The 17387-nt window shown below is 35.9% G+C and carries 17 protein-coding genes; 10 read left to right on the top strand and 7 right to left on the bottom strand.

Features of this window, described 5'->3' with window-relative positions; all coding sequences use genetic code 11:
* Positions 1–57 precede the first annotated feature (57 nt).
* Complete coding sequence (locus QJV33_RS08435) at positions 58–1134, top strand: glycosyltransferase (RefSeq protein WP_281462909.1); 1077 nt, start codon at positions 58–60, stop codon at positions 1132–1134.
* Between the two features lie 18 nt (positions 1135–1152).
* On the opposite strand, the gene QJV33_RS08430 is transcribed toward QJV33_RS08435, so the two are convergent.
* Complete coding sequence (locus QJV33_RS08430; protein WP_281462908.1) at positions 1153–2271, bottom strand: quinone-dependent dihydroorotate dehydrogenase; 1119 nt, start codon at positions 2269–2271, stop codon at positions 1153–1155.
* 106 nt (positions 2272–2377) lie between these two features.
* On the bottom strand, positions 2378–3934 hold the full coding sequence (locus QJV33_RS08425) for an inorganic phosphate transporter (protein ID WP_281462907.1): 1557 nt from the start codon (positions 3932–3934) through the stop codon (positions 2378–2380).
* Between the two features lie 488 nt (positions 3935–4422).
* Here QJV33_RS08425 and cysG point away from each other — a divergent pair, with 488 nt between their 5' ends.
* Both cysG and QJV33_RS08415 read left to right on the top strand, forming a co-directional pair.
* A complete protein-coding gene (gene cysG, locus QJV33_RS08420; RefSeq protein WP_408869673.1) occupies positions 4423–5826 on the top strand; it encodes a siroheme synthase CysG in 1404 nt (467 codons plus the stop codon).
* 97 nt (positions 5827–5923) lie between these two features.
* Positions 5924–6247, top strand: a complete 324-nt coding sequence (locus QJV33_RS08415; protein ID WP_281462905.1) for a bZIP transcription factor — start codon at positions 5924–5926, stop codon at positions 6245–6247.
* A 48-nt stretch (positions 6248–6295) separates the two neighbouring features.
* Here the strand turns inward: QJV33_RS08415 and grxB are convergent, their stop codons facing one another.
* Positions 6296–6946, bottom strand: coding sequence for a glutaredoxin 2 (gene grxB / locus QJV33_RS08410; RefSeq protein ID WP_281462904.1), 651 nt, complete (start codon positions 6944–6946; stop codon positions 6296–6298).
* Positions 6947–7116: 170 nt separating this feature from the next.
* Here grxB and eco point away from each other — a divergent pair, with 170 nt between their 5' ends.
* Positions 7117–7620 carry a serine protease inhibitor ecotin gene (eco, locus tag QJV33_RS08405; protein WP_281462903.1) on the top strand — a complete coding sequence of 168 codons (504 nt, stop codon included), beginning with the start codon at positions 7117–7119 and terminating at the stop codon, positions 7618–7620.
* Positions 7621–7724: 104 nt separating this feature from the next.
* Positions 7725–8480 carry a glycosyltransferase family 25 protein gene (locus QJV33_RS08400; RefSeq protein ID WP_281462902.1) on the top strand — a complete coding sequence of 252 codons (756 nt, stop codon included), beginning with the start codon at positions 7725–7727 and terminating at the stop codon, positions 8478–8480.
* Positions 8481–8499: 19 nt separating this feature from the next.
* Here QJV33_RS08400 and QJV33_RS08395 read toward each other — a convergent pair whose 3' ends face one another.
* On the bottom strand, positions 8500–10287 hold the full coding sequence (locus QJV33_RS08395) for a hypothetical protein (RefSeq protein ID WP_281462901.1): 1788 nt from the start codon (positions 10285–10287) through the stop codon (positions 8500–8502).
* Positions 10288–10577: 290 nt separating this feature from the next.
* Between QJV33_RS08395 and QJV33_RS08390 the strand changes: the two genes are divergently transcribed.
* The 4 genes from QJV33_RS08390 (at position 10578) to QJV33_RS08375 (ending at position 13158) form a co-directional block, all read left to right on the top strand.
* Positions 10578–11585, top strand: coding sequence for an asparaginase (locus QJV33_RS08390; RefSeq protein ID WP_281462900.1), 1008 nt, complete (start codon positions 10578–10580; stop codon positions 11583–11585).
* 169 nt (positions 11586–11754) lie between these two features.
* Complete coding sequence (locus QJV33_RS08385) at positions 11755–12240, top strand: hypothetical protein (RefSeq protein WP_281462899.1); 486 nt, start codon at positions 11755–11757, stop codon at positions 12238–12240.
* Between the two features lie 16 nt (positions 12241–12256).
* The gene (locus tag QJV33_RS08380; RefSeq protein ID WP_281462898.1) at positions 12257–12688 is read left to right on the top strand and encodes a hypothetical protein; all 432 of its coding nucleotides are present in this window, start codon (positions 12257–12259) and stop codon (positions 12686–12688) included.
* Positions 12689–12735: 47 nt separating this feature from the next.
* Positions 12736–13158, top strand: a complete 423-nt coding sequence (locus QJV33_RS08375) for a hypothetical protein (RefSeq protein ID WP_281462897.1) — start codon at positions 12736–12738, stop codon at positions 13156–13158.
* A 15-nt stretch (positions 13159–13173) separates the two neighbouring features.
* On the opposite strand, the gene QJV33_RS08370 is transcribed toward QJV33_RS08375, so the two are convergent.
* Positions 13174–14316: an acyltransferase family protein gene (locus tag QJV33_RS08370; protein ID WP_281462896.1), complete on the bottom strand. Its 1143-nt coding sequence runs from the start codon at positions 14314–14316 to the stop codon at positions 13174–13176.
* Between the two features lie 32 nt (positions 14317–14348).
* Positions 14349–15566: an acyltransferase family protein gene (locus QJV33_RS08365; protein ID WP_281462895.1), complete on the bottom strand. Its 1218-nt coding sequence runs from the start codon at positions 15564–15566 to the stop codon at positions 14349–14351.
* 288 nt (positions 15567–15854) lie between these two features.
* On the opposite strand from QJV33_RS08365, the gene QJV33_RS08360 reads away from it, so the two are divergent.
* The gene (locus tag QJV33_RS08360) at positions 15855–16139 is read left to right on the top strand and encodes a hypothetical protein (RefSeq protein WP_281462894.1); all 285 of its coding nucleotides are present in this window, start codon (positions 15855–15857) and stop codon (positions 16137–16139) included.
* Positions 16140–16252: 113 nt separating this feature from the next.
* On the opposite strand, the gene QJV33_RS08355 is transcribed toward QJV33_RS08360, so the two are convergent.
* Complete coding sequence (locus QJV33_RS08355) at positions 16253–17356, bottom strand: glycerol dehydrogenase (RefSeq protein ID WP_281462893.1); 1104 nt, start codon at positions 17354–17356, stop codon at positions 16253–16255.
* Positions 17357–17387 lie beyond the last annotated feature (31 nt).

Raw genomic sequence — 17387 nt, 5'->3', positions numbered from 1 at the left:
AATATCCTAAAGGTATATATATACCTTTAGGATATTACATTTATTAAAGATAGTATCATGCAACATAAACAAAAATGGTTTGATCATATTCTTAACTCTCAATGGGTGATATTAGGAAGCAATGAAGTTATTCAACCTCAAAGAGATTCATCAAAAGGTATATGGTTACTAGGAAATATTACAGTCGATGATCAAGAAATATTAGAAGCGTATCCTAATACTGATATTCATGGTATTAAAGAATTTAATATCATTCATGATTCTTGGAAAGTTGCCTCTTTTAAGCTTTATCGCCCTTTAATTTATTTTTGTGCTTTTGGTAAAAGTGAAATCTTTGAGTGCGTATACACAGCCATACAATCATTAATTGAATTTGGAAAATGGAAACATGATATCGTTATATTCACCGCCACAGAAACCAAAGAGTTTCTTGAAAATAAACTACTAGACTTAGAATTAAAAAATAAACTTCATATTATAACCATTACCCCCGCAACAGATACACTAGATTGGGTTATGGCAAGATATCGAATCAATCATCCTATACTCCAACAAGCGCAACCTATCTTATACCTAGACACAGATATTGTCTGTAATGCACCACTGGACACCCTTTTTATCGATAATATCGACAGCTCACTGATCCTCGCTTGTAAAGAAGGAAGAATAGATGAAGGTCATCCTGAATCTGGAGGCTATTGGTATGGCTGGCGTTTGATGAAAGAAGATAATGTCCCCTTTAATCCATATGGACGAGGTTTTTCCGCTGGTGCCATGTTTTTTCGAAATCTAGAGTTAGCATTGCCTCTATTTAATATAATTATTAAATCAGTCTATGGATTCATGAAGCAACAAGGATATAATGATGATTTTTACGATCAACGTTTTACAAATTATATTTTATTTAAATTAAAAAAAATAGATATTGAAATACTAGCAAACTGGTTACTTTTACACCGTATTGCACCAGGAACTCATTCCTTACCTACTCAAAACAAAAAACTAGGTCTTGTACATTTTTTGAACGTATCAACCAAAGATAAACTCATCACAATGAAAAAATATCTAGATACAATACGCCCTGAAAATGCTATTCTTGAAACAAGTCATTTTATGAAACATCTCATAAAATAAACTTAAATTCATTCACAACTAAAGAGCAACCCCTTTTAATTGAACAATGTTTTGAATGCCTTCGCGGTTTAAAATCTCGACAATCTCTTTTTTAATACGCCTCACAAGTCCAGGACCTTCATAAATCAGCGCACTATAAACTTGGGTAAAATCTGCACCGTGCATGATTTTATCAATTACATCAGCGCCTGTTTCAATGCCTCCACATCCAATTAAGGTTAATTGATTTTTGGACAGGCGCGCAACCCGAGCCAACATTTCTGTGCTTTTTTGACGCACTGGACGACCTGACAACCCACCTGGTTCATAACGAAAAGCCCCTTGTAAATCATCAGAGCGTGTAATGGTTGTATTGGTTAAGATTAATCCTGTAACCCCAGCGTCTATAACGGTTTCAACAATTCCTTCAACCTCTTTATCTTCAAGATCAGGAGCCAATTTAACCAATAACGGAGGGTGATGCGGATATTGATCCTTGATCGCTGCCAAGATACCACGTAAACGAGAGGGATGCTGCAAATCCCTTAGTCCAGGCGTATTAGGAGAAGAAAGATTTAAAACAATATAATCTGCATAATCCTGAACTTTTCCAACTAAAAACGGATAATCTTTTTCAGGATCAGCCCCCACTTTATTAATTCCAATATTGACACCAACTGGAATATTCGCCGTTGTTTTCAATGAACCTTTTGAAGCTCTCATTCTTTCTAGTCGAGCAACAATACGATTAATCCCATCATTATTGAACCCCATACGATTAATAATGGCGCCATCTTCAATCAAACGAAATAATCGCGGTTTTGGATTCCCAATTTGTGGTCGAGGAGTAACCGTGCCAACCTCTACTGCACCAAAACCCAGTCGAGCCAACGGTGAAATCACCAAGGCATTTTTATCAAATCCAGCCGCTATTCCAACGGGATTGGGAAAAGACAAGCCCATTGCATTGACGCGTAATACAGGATCATCTTGCCAAGGTTTATGTCCACCGCATAACCCCAATAATAAACTGGTAATTGCTAGCTCATGACCTGTTTCAGGCTTGAAACATTGAAATCCTTTAAAAATCCAAGGGTAAAAAATTGCTATTGCCTCTTGTTCAATTTCAGATAGCCGGTAACCAATTGTTGACTTCATTTACTTTATTCCAAATCATGCAATCTATTAAAAAATAAAACAGACCTCGCCATGAAATCTGTTTTACAGCTTACGCTTATCTTTACTAAATAAAACCCATTAAGTGTTAAAATAATCTTAAAAATATCCAAAATAAACAGCCTGATAACAAAATAGAAATGGGTAACGTTAAAATCCATGCCATTGCCATATTGCGCACTGTACTCCATTGTATTCCGTTTCCGCGTCCAACAGAAGTTCCTGCAATCGCAGACGTCACAACGTGGGTTGTACTAATTGGCATATGAAATTGATTTCCCATTTGAATCATTGTCATTGCCACGGTTTCAGCAACAGCCCCTTGACCGTAACTCATTTCTTGTTTACCAATTTTTTTACCAACCGTGACAACAATGCGTTTCCATCCTACCATTGTCCCCAATCCCAATGCGATTGCGACAACAACTTTAACCCAAGGGGGAATGAACTGAATAGCACTGACAATATCACTTTCGAAATCGTTAATCACAGCTTCTTCCGCTTTTGGTAAGTCAGCTTTTAAATGGGTAAAATGAACTAAATTTTGGTCTAGGAGATATAAATTATTTCTTAAATTGGTCTGGTGTTCGATCGGTACTTCTTTAAATGTGGTTCGATTGCCAACGTCAGCCCTGATTGCCTGCAACATTGTTCTCATCGCAGGAACAGTTTCAGGAAGCAGATGATTTTGTTGGATTGTTTTGGTTAAAACAGCATGACTTTCGTCCAAAGATAATTTAATATCCGAACTATATTCAGCTAGAATTTTATCCACGACAATGGCTTTTTGAGTAAAATCCTCAACTTGTTTCGAAGAAACGGTACTATTTAATGCATACGCAGTTGGAACCGTGCCAATTAGAATTAACATAATCAGCCCCATTCCCTTTTGCCCATCATTGGAACCATGACTGAAACTGACCCCAGTGCAGGTCAGAATCAAAAGCAAACGCATCGGCCAAGGTGGGGCTTTGCCATCTTTTGGGGCTTGATAAAGCGTTGGAATCGGTAATAAAATTCTTAAAAGTTGCATCCCCAAAAATGCAATTGCAAACCCAACCAAAGGACTGAAAATCAATGCTTTGAAGACTTGTAGGGCTTGTCCCCAATCAACCCCACTAGAGACACCATCCCCCATCAAGAGCTGATTCATAATTCCAACACCAAGAATCGAACCAATTAATGTATGTGAAGATGAATTCGGAATACCAAAAAACCAAGTCAGCAAATTCCAAATAACCGCCGCCAATAGCAAAGCGAAAATCATTGAAAATCCTGCTTCGCTGCCAACTTTGAGTACTAATTCAATAGGTAACAAGGAAATAATCGTATAGGCTACGGCACCACTTGACAACAATACGCCTATGAAATTCCAAACTCCTGACCAAATGACAGCAAAAGTCGGGGGCAATGAGTTACTGTAAATTACCGTTGCAACAGCGTTGGCTGTATCGTGAAAGCCATTTACAAATTCAAACCCTAATGCAATAATTAATGCTAGGCCCAATAATAAAAAAGCCAAAGCCGATGCATGTGCTGAACCCATCAAGTCCTCACGCACATGCATAATGGTATAAATAATTGCACCTAGTAAAACAGTTAAAAAAGCAATCGTATTAAGTAGCGATCGATTACGAGGGGTCATATTGCGAGCTTTTTATGTAAAATAATAAGATGTACTCTAAAAAAAACATGGGACAATTAATCTTTTCTTTTTAGAAACAACTGGAAATAAAGGTCTATATGTATATTCACTGTTGGAAAATAAACAACGAACCTGTTTATCGGGTCTCATCAGCGAACATCCTGACCTTTACGAAAATTATGATATAAACTTAGTTTTGACTTTACAAAAGAACGTTTATCATCACAAGAGGCAAGTCGTCAGAAAACACAAAAACAATAAAGAAACTTGCACAGCGTTATAAATACATAACATTTTTGTTACAGGTAGTCGACGGATCATTCTCTTGTCGTTTTATATTTTTACTGTGAAAATATACTGCCCGAACAAAAAATTGCCTTTTATACTATTTAAAAACAACTTTCCTTTCAATACCTATAAAATTAAGATATGAACAATTTTATCGACTGCATTTATATTTTTACAATTTTATCAGGTAAAATAATCACATTATGGATGTTTCTACCCCTTTTTCTTATTTCCCTATTACATTACGCATTGATCGTTCACGCCTTATTATTGTGGGCGGCGGACAAATTGCAGCGAGAAAAATTCGACTCTTATTGGATAAAAATGCTCAAATAGAAATTTTTGCACAACACTTATGCAAAGAAATTCAACAGCTTGTACAACAAGATCGCGTACAATTCCACGGGCAAATCGAAAATAAAGAGCAATTTCAAAACCATATTCACGGCGCCCGTTTAATTTTCGCCGCAACAGACGATCAAGACTATAATACTCAAATTTCTCAATGGGCACAGGAATGCAATATTCCTATTTGTGCAGTCGATAATCCCCAACAATCGAGTTTTATTACACCGGCTATTATTGACAGAAACCCAGTTCAAATCGCAATTTCGACAGGCGGAACCGCCCCCGTTCTTAGTAGACGTATTCGTGAATCCATCGAACCTATCATCAGTCAAACCACAGGGCAATTGGCTCGTTTTATGGGCAGACATCGTCATTGGATTAAAAAACGCTTGCCCATCACAGAAGAACGTCAACGTTTATGGGAACGTTTCCTAGATGGTCGAGGTGCTTCTTTTATAGAGCAACATCAAGAAGACCGAGCTTTAACCTATTTAGAACAACTTGTTCAACAAAACACACCGATTAAGGGAGAAATCTGGTTGGTTGGTGCGGGTCCTGGCGATCCTGATTTATTAACCTTAAAAGCAATGCAGTGCTTGCAAAACGCAGATATCATCTTGTATGACCATTTGTTATCAGAAGACATTTTAAAACGTATTCGCCGCGATGCTGTATTAATTTACGTCGGAAAGCAGAAAAAGAAACATACCCTTCCACAGCAAGAAATTAATCAACTTTTGATCCAGTATGCTTTGAAAGGCAAACGGGTCTTGCGATTAAAAGGCGGAGATCCCTTTATCTTCGGTCGTGGTGGCGAAGAAGCTGAAGCTTTGGTTGAGGCTGGAATACCATTTAAAATTATTCCTGGTATCTCGGCAGCTAATGGATGTGCTGCCTATAGTGGCATTCCCCTGACCCACCGTGATTGCGCCCAATCATGCCTGATCCTGACGGGTCACACACAACATGAGGGACGGTTGGATTTACCATGGGAAAGCATGATTAACCAACAACAAACATTGGTTATTTATATGGGGCTCAGCACATTAAGCCAGCTATGCCAAGAATTGATCCATAAAGGGCTGCCTTCAACTTACCCTGCTGCTGCTATTGAAAAAGGAACTTTGCCCGACCAAAAAGTAATCACTGGGACTTTGGGGAATTTATCTCAATTAGTAAAAACAGCAAATCTGAAAAGCCCTGTTTTAGTCATAATTGGTCAAGTTGTTCAACATCGTGTGATTTCTGTTGAGTAAATTCAGAGAATTATATAAAATTTCAATAAACTGGCTTTCAGATAAATAAATAAATATATAAATTAATTTCTCATTATATTATTGATTGGATCCCTATATGACTGAATCACTTATTTCCAAAGAAGAACTTCAACAGCTGCAAGAAGATGTAAAAAACCTTAAACTTGAAAATCAGCGGCTTAGTGCCGCGCTATTGTTATTAGAACAACTGATTTCATCTTTTGCTGTTGATTTGGATCCAAAAGACCGAACCGCTTTAATTCATAAAATCGACAATAATTTTCATGAATTAGGGGGCGCGGATACAATTCCAATTGCTTCGACCCCTTCACGCTCATCAACAGCTTTAAATGTCGCCAAGAAATTGCACCAATTAAGCAGCATCTCTGCAATGTTTCCACAAACCAAAGATTTTATTTAATTAAAATACTGAGACAACAGACATAAACCTGTCTGTCTCGTTCTTTTTTTAGTTGGCAAATTCATCATTTAACGGAATAAAAAATGTCTTTGCTGTTGATTGGCGCCATTTATCGATGATAGGACCATACTGTAACCCTTTGATAATCGATAAAGAATGCAATTGTGCAAACAAAGATAAACTGCTAATTGAAATGGGTTGTGTAAGATCAATTAATGGATAATCAACTAAAATATTTTCAAGCCTATCGATTGCCCTCTGCGCTCTTTGCAACAACGCAGGATCAGCCAAATCAGACATAAACCCTCTGCCAGACGGATCCTTGCTTTTATAAAAATACTTTTTTGCCTCCTCAGAACTAAATTCTGGAAAGGGAGCTCGAATCCAACGAGGATAGGTCAAACGATAAATAAACCTCTCGACCTCTTTAACCCATTGCCCAACCTCGTCAACCACAGGTAATATTACTTGGGGTTCGCCTATGTTTCGATCCATATAGTGGATAATATCAACGCTTTCAGACATAAAACGATTAGGTTTATATTCTAAAATAGGCAGTAATTTACGCCCAACCATCTGCATTGGCGTTTGCACATCATCATATAATAAATAAACAGTTTCTACGGGATAGTTCTTTAAAACAAAAATCATTTTTGTCATCACACAAAAAGGACAATGTTCATAAATATAAAGTTTCATAGCTTATCCAAATCAAAACCATTATTTAAACCAAGGAAAGTTATCCATAGCGATAATATGTATTATTTATAATTTATGGTCGCGTTATAATAAGGTTAAGAGAATATCTCAAAATCTTATAATATTCATGATAAGGTATTTCTTTACCCATCGATTTTCAAGGAAATAAAATGCGTTTTTCAAAGAATTTTTTACTCTATAAACTATGCTTATCTCTCGTTGGTTTGTTTACGCTTTTTTTCTGCATAACAGCAGATGCAGAAAATACAAAGGATCCCATGTCCATTTGGCCTAAACCTGAAAAAGGATATAAACAAGTTGTTATTCAATTACCTAACTTAAAAGATGAAGATTTATATCGTATCGAATTAATCCCTGAAAAAACATTAAAAGCAGATTGCAACCACATCATGATTAATGGAACAATCGAAACAAAACCTTTGACTGGATGGGGCTATGACTATTATGTATTAACTCAAGTTGGGCAACCCGCTTCTACAAGAATGGCTTGTATTCCACAAACGACACAATTCAAGAAAATCGCAATTCACACGAATTTAATGTTCTTAAGATATAATAGCAAATTACCTCTTGTAATTTATATTCCAAAAGATATTCATTTATCGTATCGCGTATGGTCAGCTGGTGAATTGAAAAATGCCGAAGAAAAATAATTAATATGATTTAAAAAGTATTTTTACTTTTCAAGATTTATCCGTTACAAGTCTGATTATTAATAAAAACACTATCTTAATCAATAAGATCTTATGAGGAATATATGCTGCCTATTTATCTTATTAACTTGCAACATCAAAAAGAACGCCTAGAGCAATTCAAAGTAAACAACCCTTTCCTTGTAGAGCATGTCAACATATTTAAAGCGTATGAAGGAAATCGCCTAGCCCGCAGGCAACTTATTTTTGATGGATTGATTACAGAGAAAAATAACTATAAGCCAAAAGCTCTCGGTATTTTAAAATCGCACGTCGAGCTTTGGAAGATCGCAGCAAAAAGTGAACATGGTATTACCATCATGGAAGATGATATCATCGTTCACCCTGATTTTGCCAAAGCAAATCAAGTTTTAATTAATAATAAAGAACAATACGATCTTATTGCTTGGGGGTATAATTTAGACTGGCCCATTCGGTTACAAACAGCCAAAGGTCTTCCATCTTCTCTCATATCCTATTTGGTGCAGGTCGGAGATCCTACGAAACTGAATATAATTAACCAAATTGGTTCATATGAAAATCAAATAGATAAAGCATCCTATCTATCACAATCTATTACGCCTAACTTTATTTCTACAACAATGTTTGCTGGTTTACCCTGTTACTCTATCACTCCCCAATGTGCACAAGCATTACTGGATCAACTGCCTATAGATATTTATAATATTCAATATTACGGAACTATCACTGCAATAAACGTAGAATTTGGAATCGATATTACTTTGGAGCATTTATACAAGGGAATGAATGTAGTTATAGCATCCCCTTTCCTAGCTTACTCTAATAACCAAAAATCATAAATCAAGCCAATAAAATAACCTAAGACATAAATAATGTTATGATTGATTTTTTAACCGATAAATCCCTTGCGATGCCATAAGTTGAATGCTGGTTGAGATATCCTAGTATGAAGCTAACCATATCGCCTTTTTTGACTGGGTATGTCATGGTAAAAGAAATTTGCTGATGCGCGCAAATTTTACGTGTCACGTCATTGACATAAGGAATCAAAGGAAATTCCAACTGTGTTGGTGGATAAATCTCATGTTTTTGCTCTTTATTACAAGCAATGTTCAAAAGAAACATATCCCCCGCATGATAGGGAATAGGCTCTGACGGATTTAACTGTTCCTCGGCAAATACAAAAGATCCCTCTACATGCAATAACCCCTCTGTAGGGGCTTCCCAGCAATGATCTTCCTCAGACCAATATTGTTGACCTTCACCGCTCAATTGTTGTTCATGTTCTTTGACACACAGCTTTTCCCACACTATTTTCCTCTCTATTGTTTTGGGAATAATTATTTTTTCAAATTGAAATCTTGTATACGTCTTAACCCCAGAACATCGATTTGCTTGCACCGCAACCAATTTCTGTTCATCAGTATTTGGAACTGGTTTGATATCATTCGTATGATGTGTTCTTGACCTTCCTGTTGGAATATTTGGATTAAAGGACACTGGATATAAATGGGGTCTGGATGTTGGAACAATACGTGGCATATAGGGCGGTGTTTGCGGTAATGATTTTTGTTCTGTGCCAACAGATGCAAATAAAGCCTTCCAATCATTTGAGGTTTGCGGGTTATCTTTGTTGGCATATAACAAAACCAAATCAGAATGACCCACATAGTCATAACATAAAATTAACGTCCCTTTGGTGACCTGAGAAGGTAACTCTTTGACTGATAAAGGGGTTAATTGTAAATAATCGGACGAGACCATTTTAGTAGAAACTACCCCGGGCATTCCAATATAAATATTTTTAGGTTTTGCCTCTGGGGAACCGATATATAAGCTATGCCCTGCAATCATTCCTGGGGAAGTAAACAGCATCCCCTCTCCCAATGGATGTCCAGCGATCATTGCTTTGGTATAAATTGAACCGGTTGTAACATCCCCTTGAACGGACAAATTCCCTTTGGAATCTGATTTAACCTTTCCTTGATCGGAATGAATGTGATTTAAAGCCAACCGCTCACCGGGATTTTGTGCATCACTATAAGAACTTACCACAGGATCTGTTGCCCCGTTCAAAATAAACAAGGGCAACCATAGTTCTTGTGCATCTGTTTTTTTGAATTCCCACAAATATCGATTATGGATATTCAAAATCATATCCCCTTCGATCCAAGGTTCCTGATTTTCCTGAACATAATTGGAATCTGGATTACGTTCAAGCCCCCATAAACGACAGGATCTTTGTCCATTTTCAAGATCGCTTTTACTTTTATAAGTACTGATAATGGTTACTAATATTGTAAAATGATAGGTTTGTTTGGTTTTGGTAGTAACCTTTAATAAGATGGAAAACTTAGAGTTATTCCACCCCCCCTCGGCAGTTACTGTAAACTTATTTTGTTCATAAATGAAATTCTTTAATTGAAAAGAAGATTCTTTATTGTCGTAATTGACTTCTTGAATGACTTCATCAGGTTGTAAAACAAAGCTCAGGTCAAATAAATATTGAACGTCCTGATTTTCAGCTTTATAAATAAAATCAATTTGTTGCCCCGTTTGTAACATGGGTAAAACCAGCAAACGTTGTTGAGAATGGTTATATTTAGAACCTTTTTGACCTTTCTTTTTAAACCACTGAAATACCATAAAATTGCCCCAACCTTTATTTAAGTCTATATTTTTATTCAAATATCCAGCATCATAATCTATGCTATTTTAACCACAACCAAAACAGATTAAAAAAGAAATCAAAGATAATAATTACCAATCATCCTTGCAATATATTCCATTAATCAAAATGATTGTTTCATACCATGTATCATAATATAAAAAAAACAACACACCAATTTATTTTTGGCTTTACTTACGTCATCCTTATGTGTTTTTCTCAAGCAGTATTTGCCCAAAATACCCACCCAAATTCAGGAACAGCGATCATGCAGCACCCAATACATGAAAAAGAAACTGTCTTAATTTTAACCACTGGGGGAACGATTGCAGGACAAGCGCAAAACCATCAAAGCCTTGGATATCATGCTGGGCAAACTTCTGGCGAAGCATTAATTGCTTCTGTTCCTGCGCTAAAAGACCATGCGAATATACAAGTTGAAGCCGTTTCTCAAATTGGTTCTCAAGATATGTCCGATGCAATCTTATTAGATCTAGCACATCATATTCAAAAAGCAGAAGCAAACCCAAAAATTGCTGGGATCGTGATTACCCACGGTACAGACACAATGGAAGAAACTGCCTTTTTCCTTAACGAAGTTTTACCACATCATAAACCTATTATCCTAGTCGGTTCCATGCGCCCCGCAGGATATGCCAGTGCAGACGGAAATGCCAACCTGATTGATGCCGTCAAAGTTGCAACCAGCCCGCTCGCCCAAAATCGTCATGTTATGGTGATTATGAATGACACAATTTTTGCTGCACGTTCTGTACAAAAAATGAACACCACCAATTTAGAGGCGTTTCAAGCCCCGAATGCGGGTCCGATTGGCATGGTGAATAATGAACATGTTCGGTTTTATCAACCATCATCTTCTACAAAAATTGACACCTTATCTCTACCTACCCAAGCACCTTTTCCCAAAGTGGATATTATTTATTCTCATGTCCAAATGGATGGAGATTTGATCGAAGATGCTGTTAAAAGAGGCACAAAAGGTATCATTTTGGCAGGCGTTGGAGATGGCAATACATCAGCCGTCGCCTTAAAAGCGTTACAAGATGCTGAAAAGAAAGGTGTCATTATCGTCCGTTCCACAAGGGTCAGTAGTGGCTTTGTTAATCGTAACGTAGAGGTCAATGATGACCAAAATCATTTTGTGGTTTCAGAAGATTTAAACCCTCAAAAATCACGCCTATTATTACAAATTCTACTTGCAAATCACATTTCCACGCCCAATCAAATTCAAAAAATATTCTCAAAATTATATTAACACCCCAAATTGAACCAGCATATCGAATATGTAGTTTGACATTTGAAATTTGATTATATTTCAACTATTATACTCGATAATAAATAAAATAATTTAAATGAAGTTAATGATCCCCTTGATACTAGGGGATTTCTTACTTACTTGCTAGGCAATATATTGGAGATGACCGTTGATAACAAACAGTTCTTTGGGAATATTTTTTTTACTGATGATAAGCAATATTCCATCCAGTTTTGCAACGGCACAACAACATACCACAGCGCCTCCTAAGCATAAGCACAATGCACCGCAGACCATTCCTAAAAATGTGGAGAAATCAATCGTTTCAGATCCTCAGATTACTATTTATAGTGCCCATAAAGATAAAAATAATTATGTTATTGCGCTATATACAGATCGACCTGGAAAAGCGTTAATCACCTATGATTCTCCAACATGTCAGGCAAATTCGTACGGCAACACAACGATTAATCCAAAAAATAAATCTGAGATTGAGTTCACCTCGACAGAAGATCCACTTTGCAAGATTGCATTACAAAAAACAAACAATAATCAATTAAAAATTACCAAAGAAACCCCTGCTTGTGCGGCATGGCATGGTGATTTTTGTACCTTTTCATCTATATCTTTATTAACTCGTATTTATCCACAATAAGCCAAAGTATCATCCGATGAAAATATTTTCTGTTCTCTTTCCATATATGCTTGGTGCTGCGATATTCTTTCCTGCATTGAGCCAAGCACAATCCAGTAAGGAACAACAAGAACAATATGCTTTAAATATGATTGCATACGAACATAAAGCACCCAATCACTACGCAACTGTTTTATATATGCCTTATTACCCTGCCTATGGTATGATTTCTTTGAAATCCCCACAATGTAATGCAGAAATTGCAGGGTATATTGACCCTTTTGCATTGAAAAATAACAAGCTCATTATAACTTATAAAAGATGTAAAATCTCATTTGATATTAATCAAGCAAATCAAGAGCTAAGCAACCCCAATGAAACAACTGTGTGTGAAGAATATCACCCAAAAAATTGCAGCTTCTCTCAAATACCGTCTTTGAAACAAATTCCTTTAAAAATCAAAGATTAGATCACATATCGTCACGCACCTCGCATTCATTCTACAAGGCATACAAAATGAAAACACTATTGTTATCTTGTTCGTTTGTAACTGGCTTTTTCGTAACTTATCACACTTATGGGCAAAATGTACAAAACACTTCTTTGTACCTCAATGCAGTCAGTAATTTACAACAATCTATGCCCAGAAAAGCCACGATTGATGGTAAAAGAATCTATAGCGTTGCTTCGGATCATATATGCTCCATTACTGTTACCATGGAATCTTCTAGAAAATACCAGTTTTCGCTTCTGACATGGCCAGAGAATAGCCATGTTGATGAAGCTGGTTATACAGAGTTTATTTTAAACGATACAGATAATAAACCCCACATCCTTAGAACTGATAAAGTTAAAGGAATGAAGTTCCTTAACAGCATGAAAAATTTAATTAAAAACTGCCAAGAATTTTCCAAAAATAAAAAAATTAATGAATCATGATTTTAATCATATCATCTATTTCCTAGCATTAAATAAAGCAGATAATTGATACCCTATTTTAATCCCTGGCTTTTCAATGAGAATATGTACAATCATTGCCAAAAACAGGATCAAGATACAAATTAAGGCCATAATACCCCAAAACTCGATTGGTCCTCGTAATACATAATGACGTATCAATGGAACGGAATAAATCCAATAAAAAACAATTCCTTGCAGCAAATAAATACCATAGCTTACTTCCCCCATACGTTGAGACGCGGAAAAAGTTAGTAATCCAAAAATCGAACAACCAGAAATGATACAAAAGAAAACCACAGCAAATAAAATAGATGAAATATATACGCCTTCGGGTGCATAAATAAAAATAGCCATTATCATTATTGATACAAAGAGTGATTGAAGGACTGAATGAAACGGAATAGTAAACTCATATTGTTGTAGGGTTGCACAAAACATCCCTATTAAAAACATGAATAATACGGCTAATATTTGCCTGATAATAGGACATGATTGCAACAAATAAGCTGAAATTAAAATAAAAATACTGGCACAAATAATAAAAATAAGTGCACGTTCTTTATTCCGTGCAAACCACGCAACGAAAGGCAATATTCCATAAAACAACCATTCATATTGTAATGTCCATACGACCCCTAATAAAATCATAAAGCTCATCATATGATTATTAATATCAGGCAAAGGTAAAATCCCCAGTGCCAACCAAGCACCAATTTGTTTAACAAATTCCACCCAAGACACTTGCACTACCCAATGGGTTTCCGTCATTACAATGATAAAAACACCCAAACAAGCACACCAATAAACAGGGGCTATACGAAACAACCGCTTCATATAAAAAGCCCGCCAGTTCATTTGCCCTTGGGATACCAATAATTTCGACCAAAATAAATACGCTGTTACCATAAAGAATAAACGAACTGCCACCGTACCAAACATATTATAAAAAGGATTGGCGCTGCCTGCCCATTGTCCTGTTGCTAATAATGTGTAAAAATTTTGACCATGAGAAAATACAACCCCATAAGCCAAGAACCCTCTTACCCCATCAATCGTTTGAACACGATTTATATTTGTTAAATTGGGTTTAATCACCTTAAATACGGGTAAAGACAAAATCGATAAAAGGAACGCCATAATTATAAAAAATGGCCAGATTGAAAAATATGTCATTTAGTTATAGCATACTTATTTCTTTGATTTTTTGTGTATTTATTAGCAATTTCTCGCCCCAAATCCATACAAGGTTTTTCAATGAATATATATAAACAGCAAGCAACAAACAAAAGAACGATGCATTCCCCAAGAAATACACTCCAATAATGCCAAATTGAACGCAAGATCAATTGTTTTACAAAAACCAACGTATCACTAAAGAAATATAAAACTAAACCTTGGCATAAATAAATACTATAACTTACCCTACCCATTCTTTGTGATGCGGGTAATTTAAATAAACCAAATAAAGAACCTCCAGATACAACACAATAAAAAAACACACCTCCCAACAGAAGCATTAAAGGCTCTGGATATTTATGACAAAAAGCCAATAATAAAGCGATACACCCAGCCATAACCAACGACCCATAAAAATCACGAAATGGAGGTTGCCATTTCATATGCTTTAATGTTGCAATTAATATACCAATCGCATAAGACGCAAAAGGCATCATGTCATTATCAGCAATCAAATGGATTTTCCAATAAAATTGCGATAAAATCGTTATTACACATAATGTTATTGCAAAACACAAAGATACCCAAATATTCTTACTAAATACTCCAATAATAGGTAAAGCTAGATATAACATCCATTCATAAGGAATAGTCCATACCACCCCCATTACCAATAAAGAAGTATAAGGATATCCATTAATCGTTGGAAAGGAAAATAACCCAAAGCTGAACCAAGCAACAATTTGTTTGATAAAACTGCCAATCGAAACCTCTAAATGCCAGTTGGTTTTGCCCATCACAGCAATAAACAAACATAGAATACATAAATAATAAATCGGCGCTATTCGAAAGAAACGTTTGATATAAAAAGGAATGACTTTTATTTTCCCTTGATGATTCAACCATCTTGTCCAAAATAAAAAAGCAGAAATCATAAAAAATATACATAGACCTGTTGTTCCCAACAGCTCTACATTCGTTTGCTCTGAACCTTTAAATTGGTGGATTGATATTAAATTATACCAAACGGTTGCATGCAAAAAAACAATAAAATAGGCCAAATATCCACGCAAACCATCAATTGTATATAAACGATTATTTTGTGTCTTTTGAATCACTTGGATATTTCGAAACACAGCTATTGGTAAGCTCAGTAAAATAACCATTATCAATAAAATGATACATAATGGCCAAACCGCATCATAGGTCATTTTACCCTCTACTTGTTTTGAAAAACCATTCTCAATGCACTATGTGCCATATCATATATTTTGTATTAATCAAACTCAGCATTGCCACTTTATGTTTGACTAATTATAATTATTACGTATAAAAACAAAAATATTTTATGTGAACGTTTTTATGATAGCAATCACTTTTTCAGTAATAATACTAGCATTCGAAATAATAAGAATATTTATAAAGAGTTCTATTTATATTAGCCACAAAAACCTAATTAGTTACATAACTTCTATTTTTGTAAGTTCTTTGTATTTGTAATGATATTATCTGCCCATTATACGATAATATCCTCACATATCCCATTTCTTCCTGAAAAATCACAATCTTCTTGGAATGGATATCTGACCATAGCGACTAATATCAATCACATCCTAAAAGCATATCCTGTTGCTGCTATTGTGATGGTTTTGGTAACTCTCGTCAAAGATATGGCTACCTATAGCCAAGATCATAAAAACAATATCTATCTTAAAATATGGAGTGACAGATGCAAATTGGCATTTCTTCTTATCACCGTTTTGGTATTCATACGCGCCGTATAACTTAGTAATATTCATATGTTTATAGCGATTTCGCTTCAATATTTACCAAATAAAAATGCACAAACAGGAAACTATTTGTGCATTTCTTGGTTTCAAAATCAAGATGAATTAAATTATTCTCGCCAAGCCTGACCCAACGCATCAGCGGTCAAAATAGCAGCATATACTTGATCTGGCGTTACTTTAAACGGCATATTATGAATAGTTTCTCCCTCTGCACAACTGGCTTTTGAGACCTCCATAATTTTCTTTTCTTTGAAACCATCACCCTCTTTAACCCCAATCTGAGCCAGAGTAATTGGCAATCCAATACGATCACAAAAATCCAATACGGTTTCCAACTCTTCTTCAGATGCATTTTCCAAGACTAATTGCACCAAAGTTCCAAAAGCAACTTTTTCACCATGATACATATGATGGCATTCTTCTAATACCGTAAATCCATTATGAATCGCATGTGCCGCAGCCAAACCAGAGCTTTCAAAACCTATACCACTTAAAAATGTATTTGCTTCGATAATATGCTCTACAGCTGCGGTTGAAACACCATTTTCAACGGCTAATTTTGCTTTATAGCCCTCTTCCAATAATGTCTCGTAACATAATTTTGCCAATCCCATTGCAGCCAAGGTGGATTTCCCCCCAGCCATCGTTTTGGCACGAGAAATAGAACAAGCACGCCCTTCGAAATACGTCGATAACGCATCCCCCATTCCAGCCACAAATAAACGAACAGGCGCTTTGGCGACAATCGTTGTATCCATAAAAACCATATCTGGGTTGGTGGGATACATTAAATATTCTTCGAACTCGCCTTTCTCTGTGTAAATCACAGACAAAGCACTGGTTGGTGCATCGTTCGAAGCAATCGTTGGTACAATTAAAACAGGAACCTTATTATAAAATGCAATGGCTTTGGCAGTATCAAGAGCTTTACCCCCACCCACACCGATTACTCCACGGCAATTATGCGCTTTTAATACATCACCCAATCGTTGAATTTCATTTTTTGAGCATTCGCCATTAAAAAGCTCAAAATGACTTTGAACAGATTCGGTTACCAAACTTGTTTCAATAATGTCTTTGGTTATATTCATTACAATTTTATCAGCAATAACCAAATAATGATCTGCTAATAATTTTCCATAACACCCGATTTTTTGTAAGGCATTAGGTCCTTGGATATATTTAGAAGGAGACTGAATAATTTGTAACATAATAGCCGTCCTATTTTAATAAAATAAGTAT

Origin of the sequence: Commensalibacter nepenthis (assembly GCF_029953305.1) — a bacterium.
Classification (GTDB): domain Bacteria; phylum Pseudomonadota; class Alphaproteobacteria; order Acetobacterales; family Acetobacteraceae; genus Commensalibacter; species Commensalibacter nepenthis.
Note: the sequence above shows the minus strand (reverse complement) of the source record. Positions and strands in the feature narration are given on the sequence as shown.

Bases quoted from the DNA above. Each gene is read 5' to 3' on its own strand.
- QJV33_RS08430 (WP_281462908.1), bottom strand. From the start codon at position 2,271: ATGAAGTCAACAATTGGTTACCGGCTATCTGAAATTGAACAAGAGGCA.
- QJV33_RS08395 (WP_281462901.1), bottom strand. From the start codon at position 10,287: ATGGTATTTCAGTGGTTTAAAAAGAAAGGTCAAAAAGGTTCTAAATAT.
- QJV33_RS08390 (WP_281462900.1), top strand. From the start codon at position 10,578: ATGCAGCACCCAATACATGAAAAAGAAACTGTCTTAATTTTAACCACT.
- QJV33_RS08375 (WP_281462897.1), top strand. From the start codon at position 12,736: ATGAAAACACTATTGTTATCTTGTTCGTTTGTAACTGGCTTTTTCGTA.
- QJV33_RS08355 (WP_281462893.1), bottom strand. From the start codon at position 17,356: ATGTTACAAATTATTCAGTCTCCTTCTAAATATATCCAAGGACCTAAT.
- QJV33_RS08380 (WP_281462898.1), top strand. From the start codon at position 12,257: ATGAAAATATTTTCTGTTCTCTTTCCATATATGCTTGGTGCTGCGATA.
- QJV33_RS08435 (WP_281462909.1), top strand. From the start codon at position 58: ATGCAACATAAACAAAAATGGTTTGATCATATTCTTAACTCTCAATGG.
- QJV33_RS08425 (WP_281462907.1), bottom strand. From the start codon at position 3,934: ATGACCCCTCGTAATCGATCGCTACTTAATACGATTGCTTTTTTAACT.
- QJV33_RS08360 (WP_281462894.1), top strand. From the start codon at position 15,855: ATGATATTATCTGCCCATTATACGATAATATCCTCACATATCCCATTT.
- QJV33_RS08400 (WP_281462902.1), top strand. From the start codon at position 7,725: ATGCTGCCTATTTATCTTATTAACTTGCAACATCAAAAAGAACGCCTA.
- grxB (WP_281462904.1), bottom strand. From the start codon at position 6,946: ATGAAACTTTATATTTATGAACATTGTCCTTTTTGTGTGATGACAAAA.
- QJV33_RS08370 (WP_281462896.1), bottom strand. From the start codon at position 14,316: ATGGCGTTCCTTTTATCGATTTTGTCTTTACCCGTATTTAAGGTGATT.
- QJV33_RS08365 (WP_281462895.1), bottom strand. From the start codon at position 15,566: ATGACCTATGATGCGGTTTGGCCATTATGTATCATTTTATTGATAATG.
- eco (WP_281462903.1), top strand. From the start codon at position 7,117: ATGCGTTTTTCAAAGAATTTTTTACTCTATAAACTATGCTTATCTCTC.
- QJV33_RS08415 (WP_281462905.1), top strand. From the start codon at position 5,924: ATGACTGAATCACTTATTTCCAAAGAAGAACTTCAACAGCTGCAAGAA.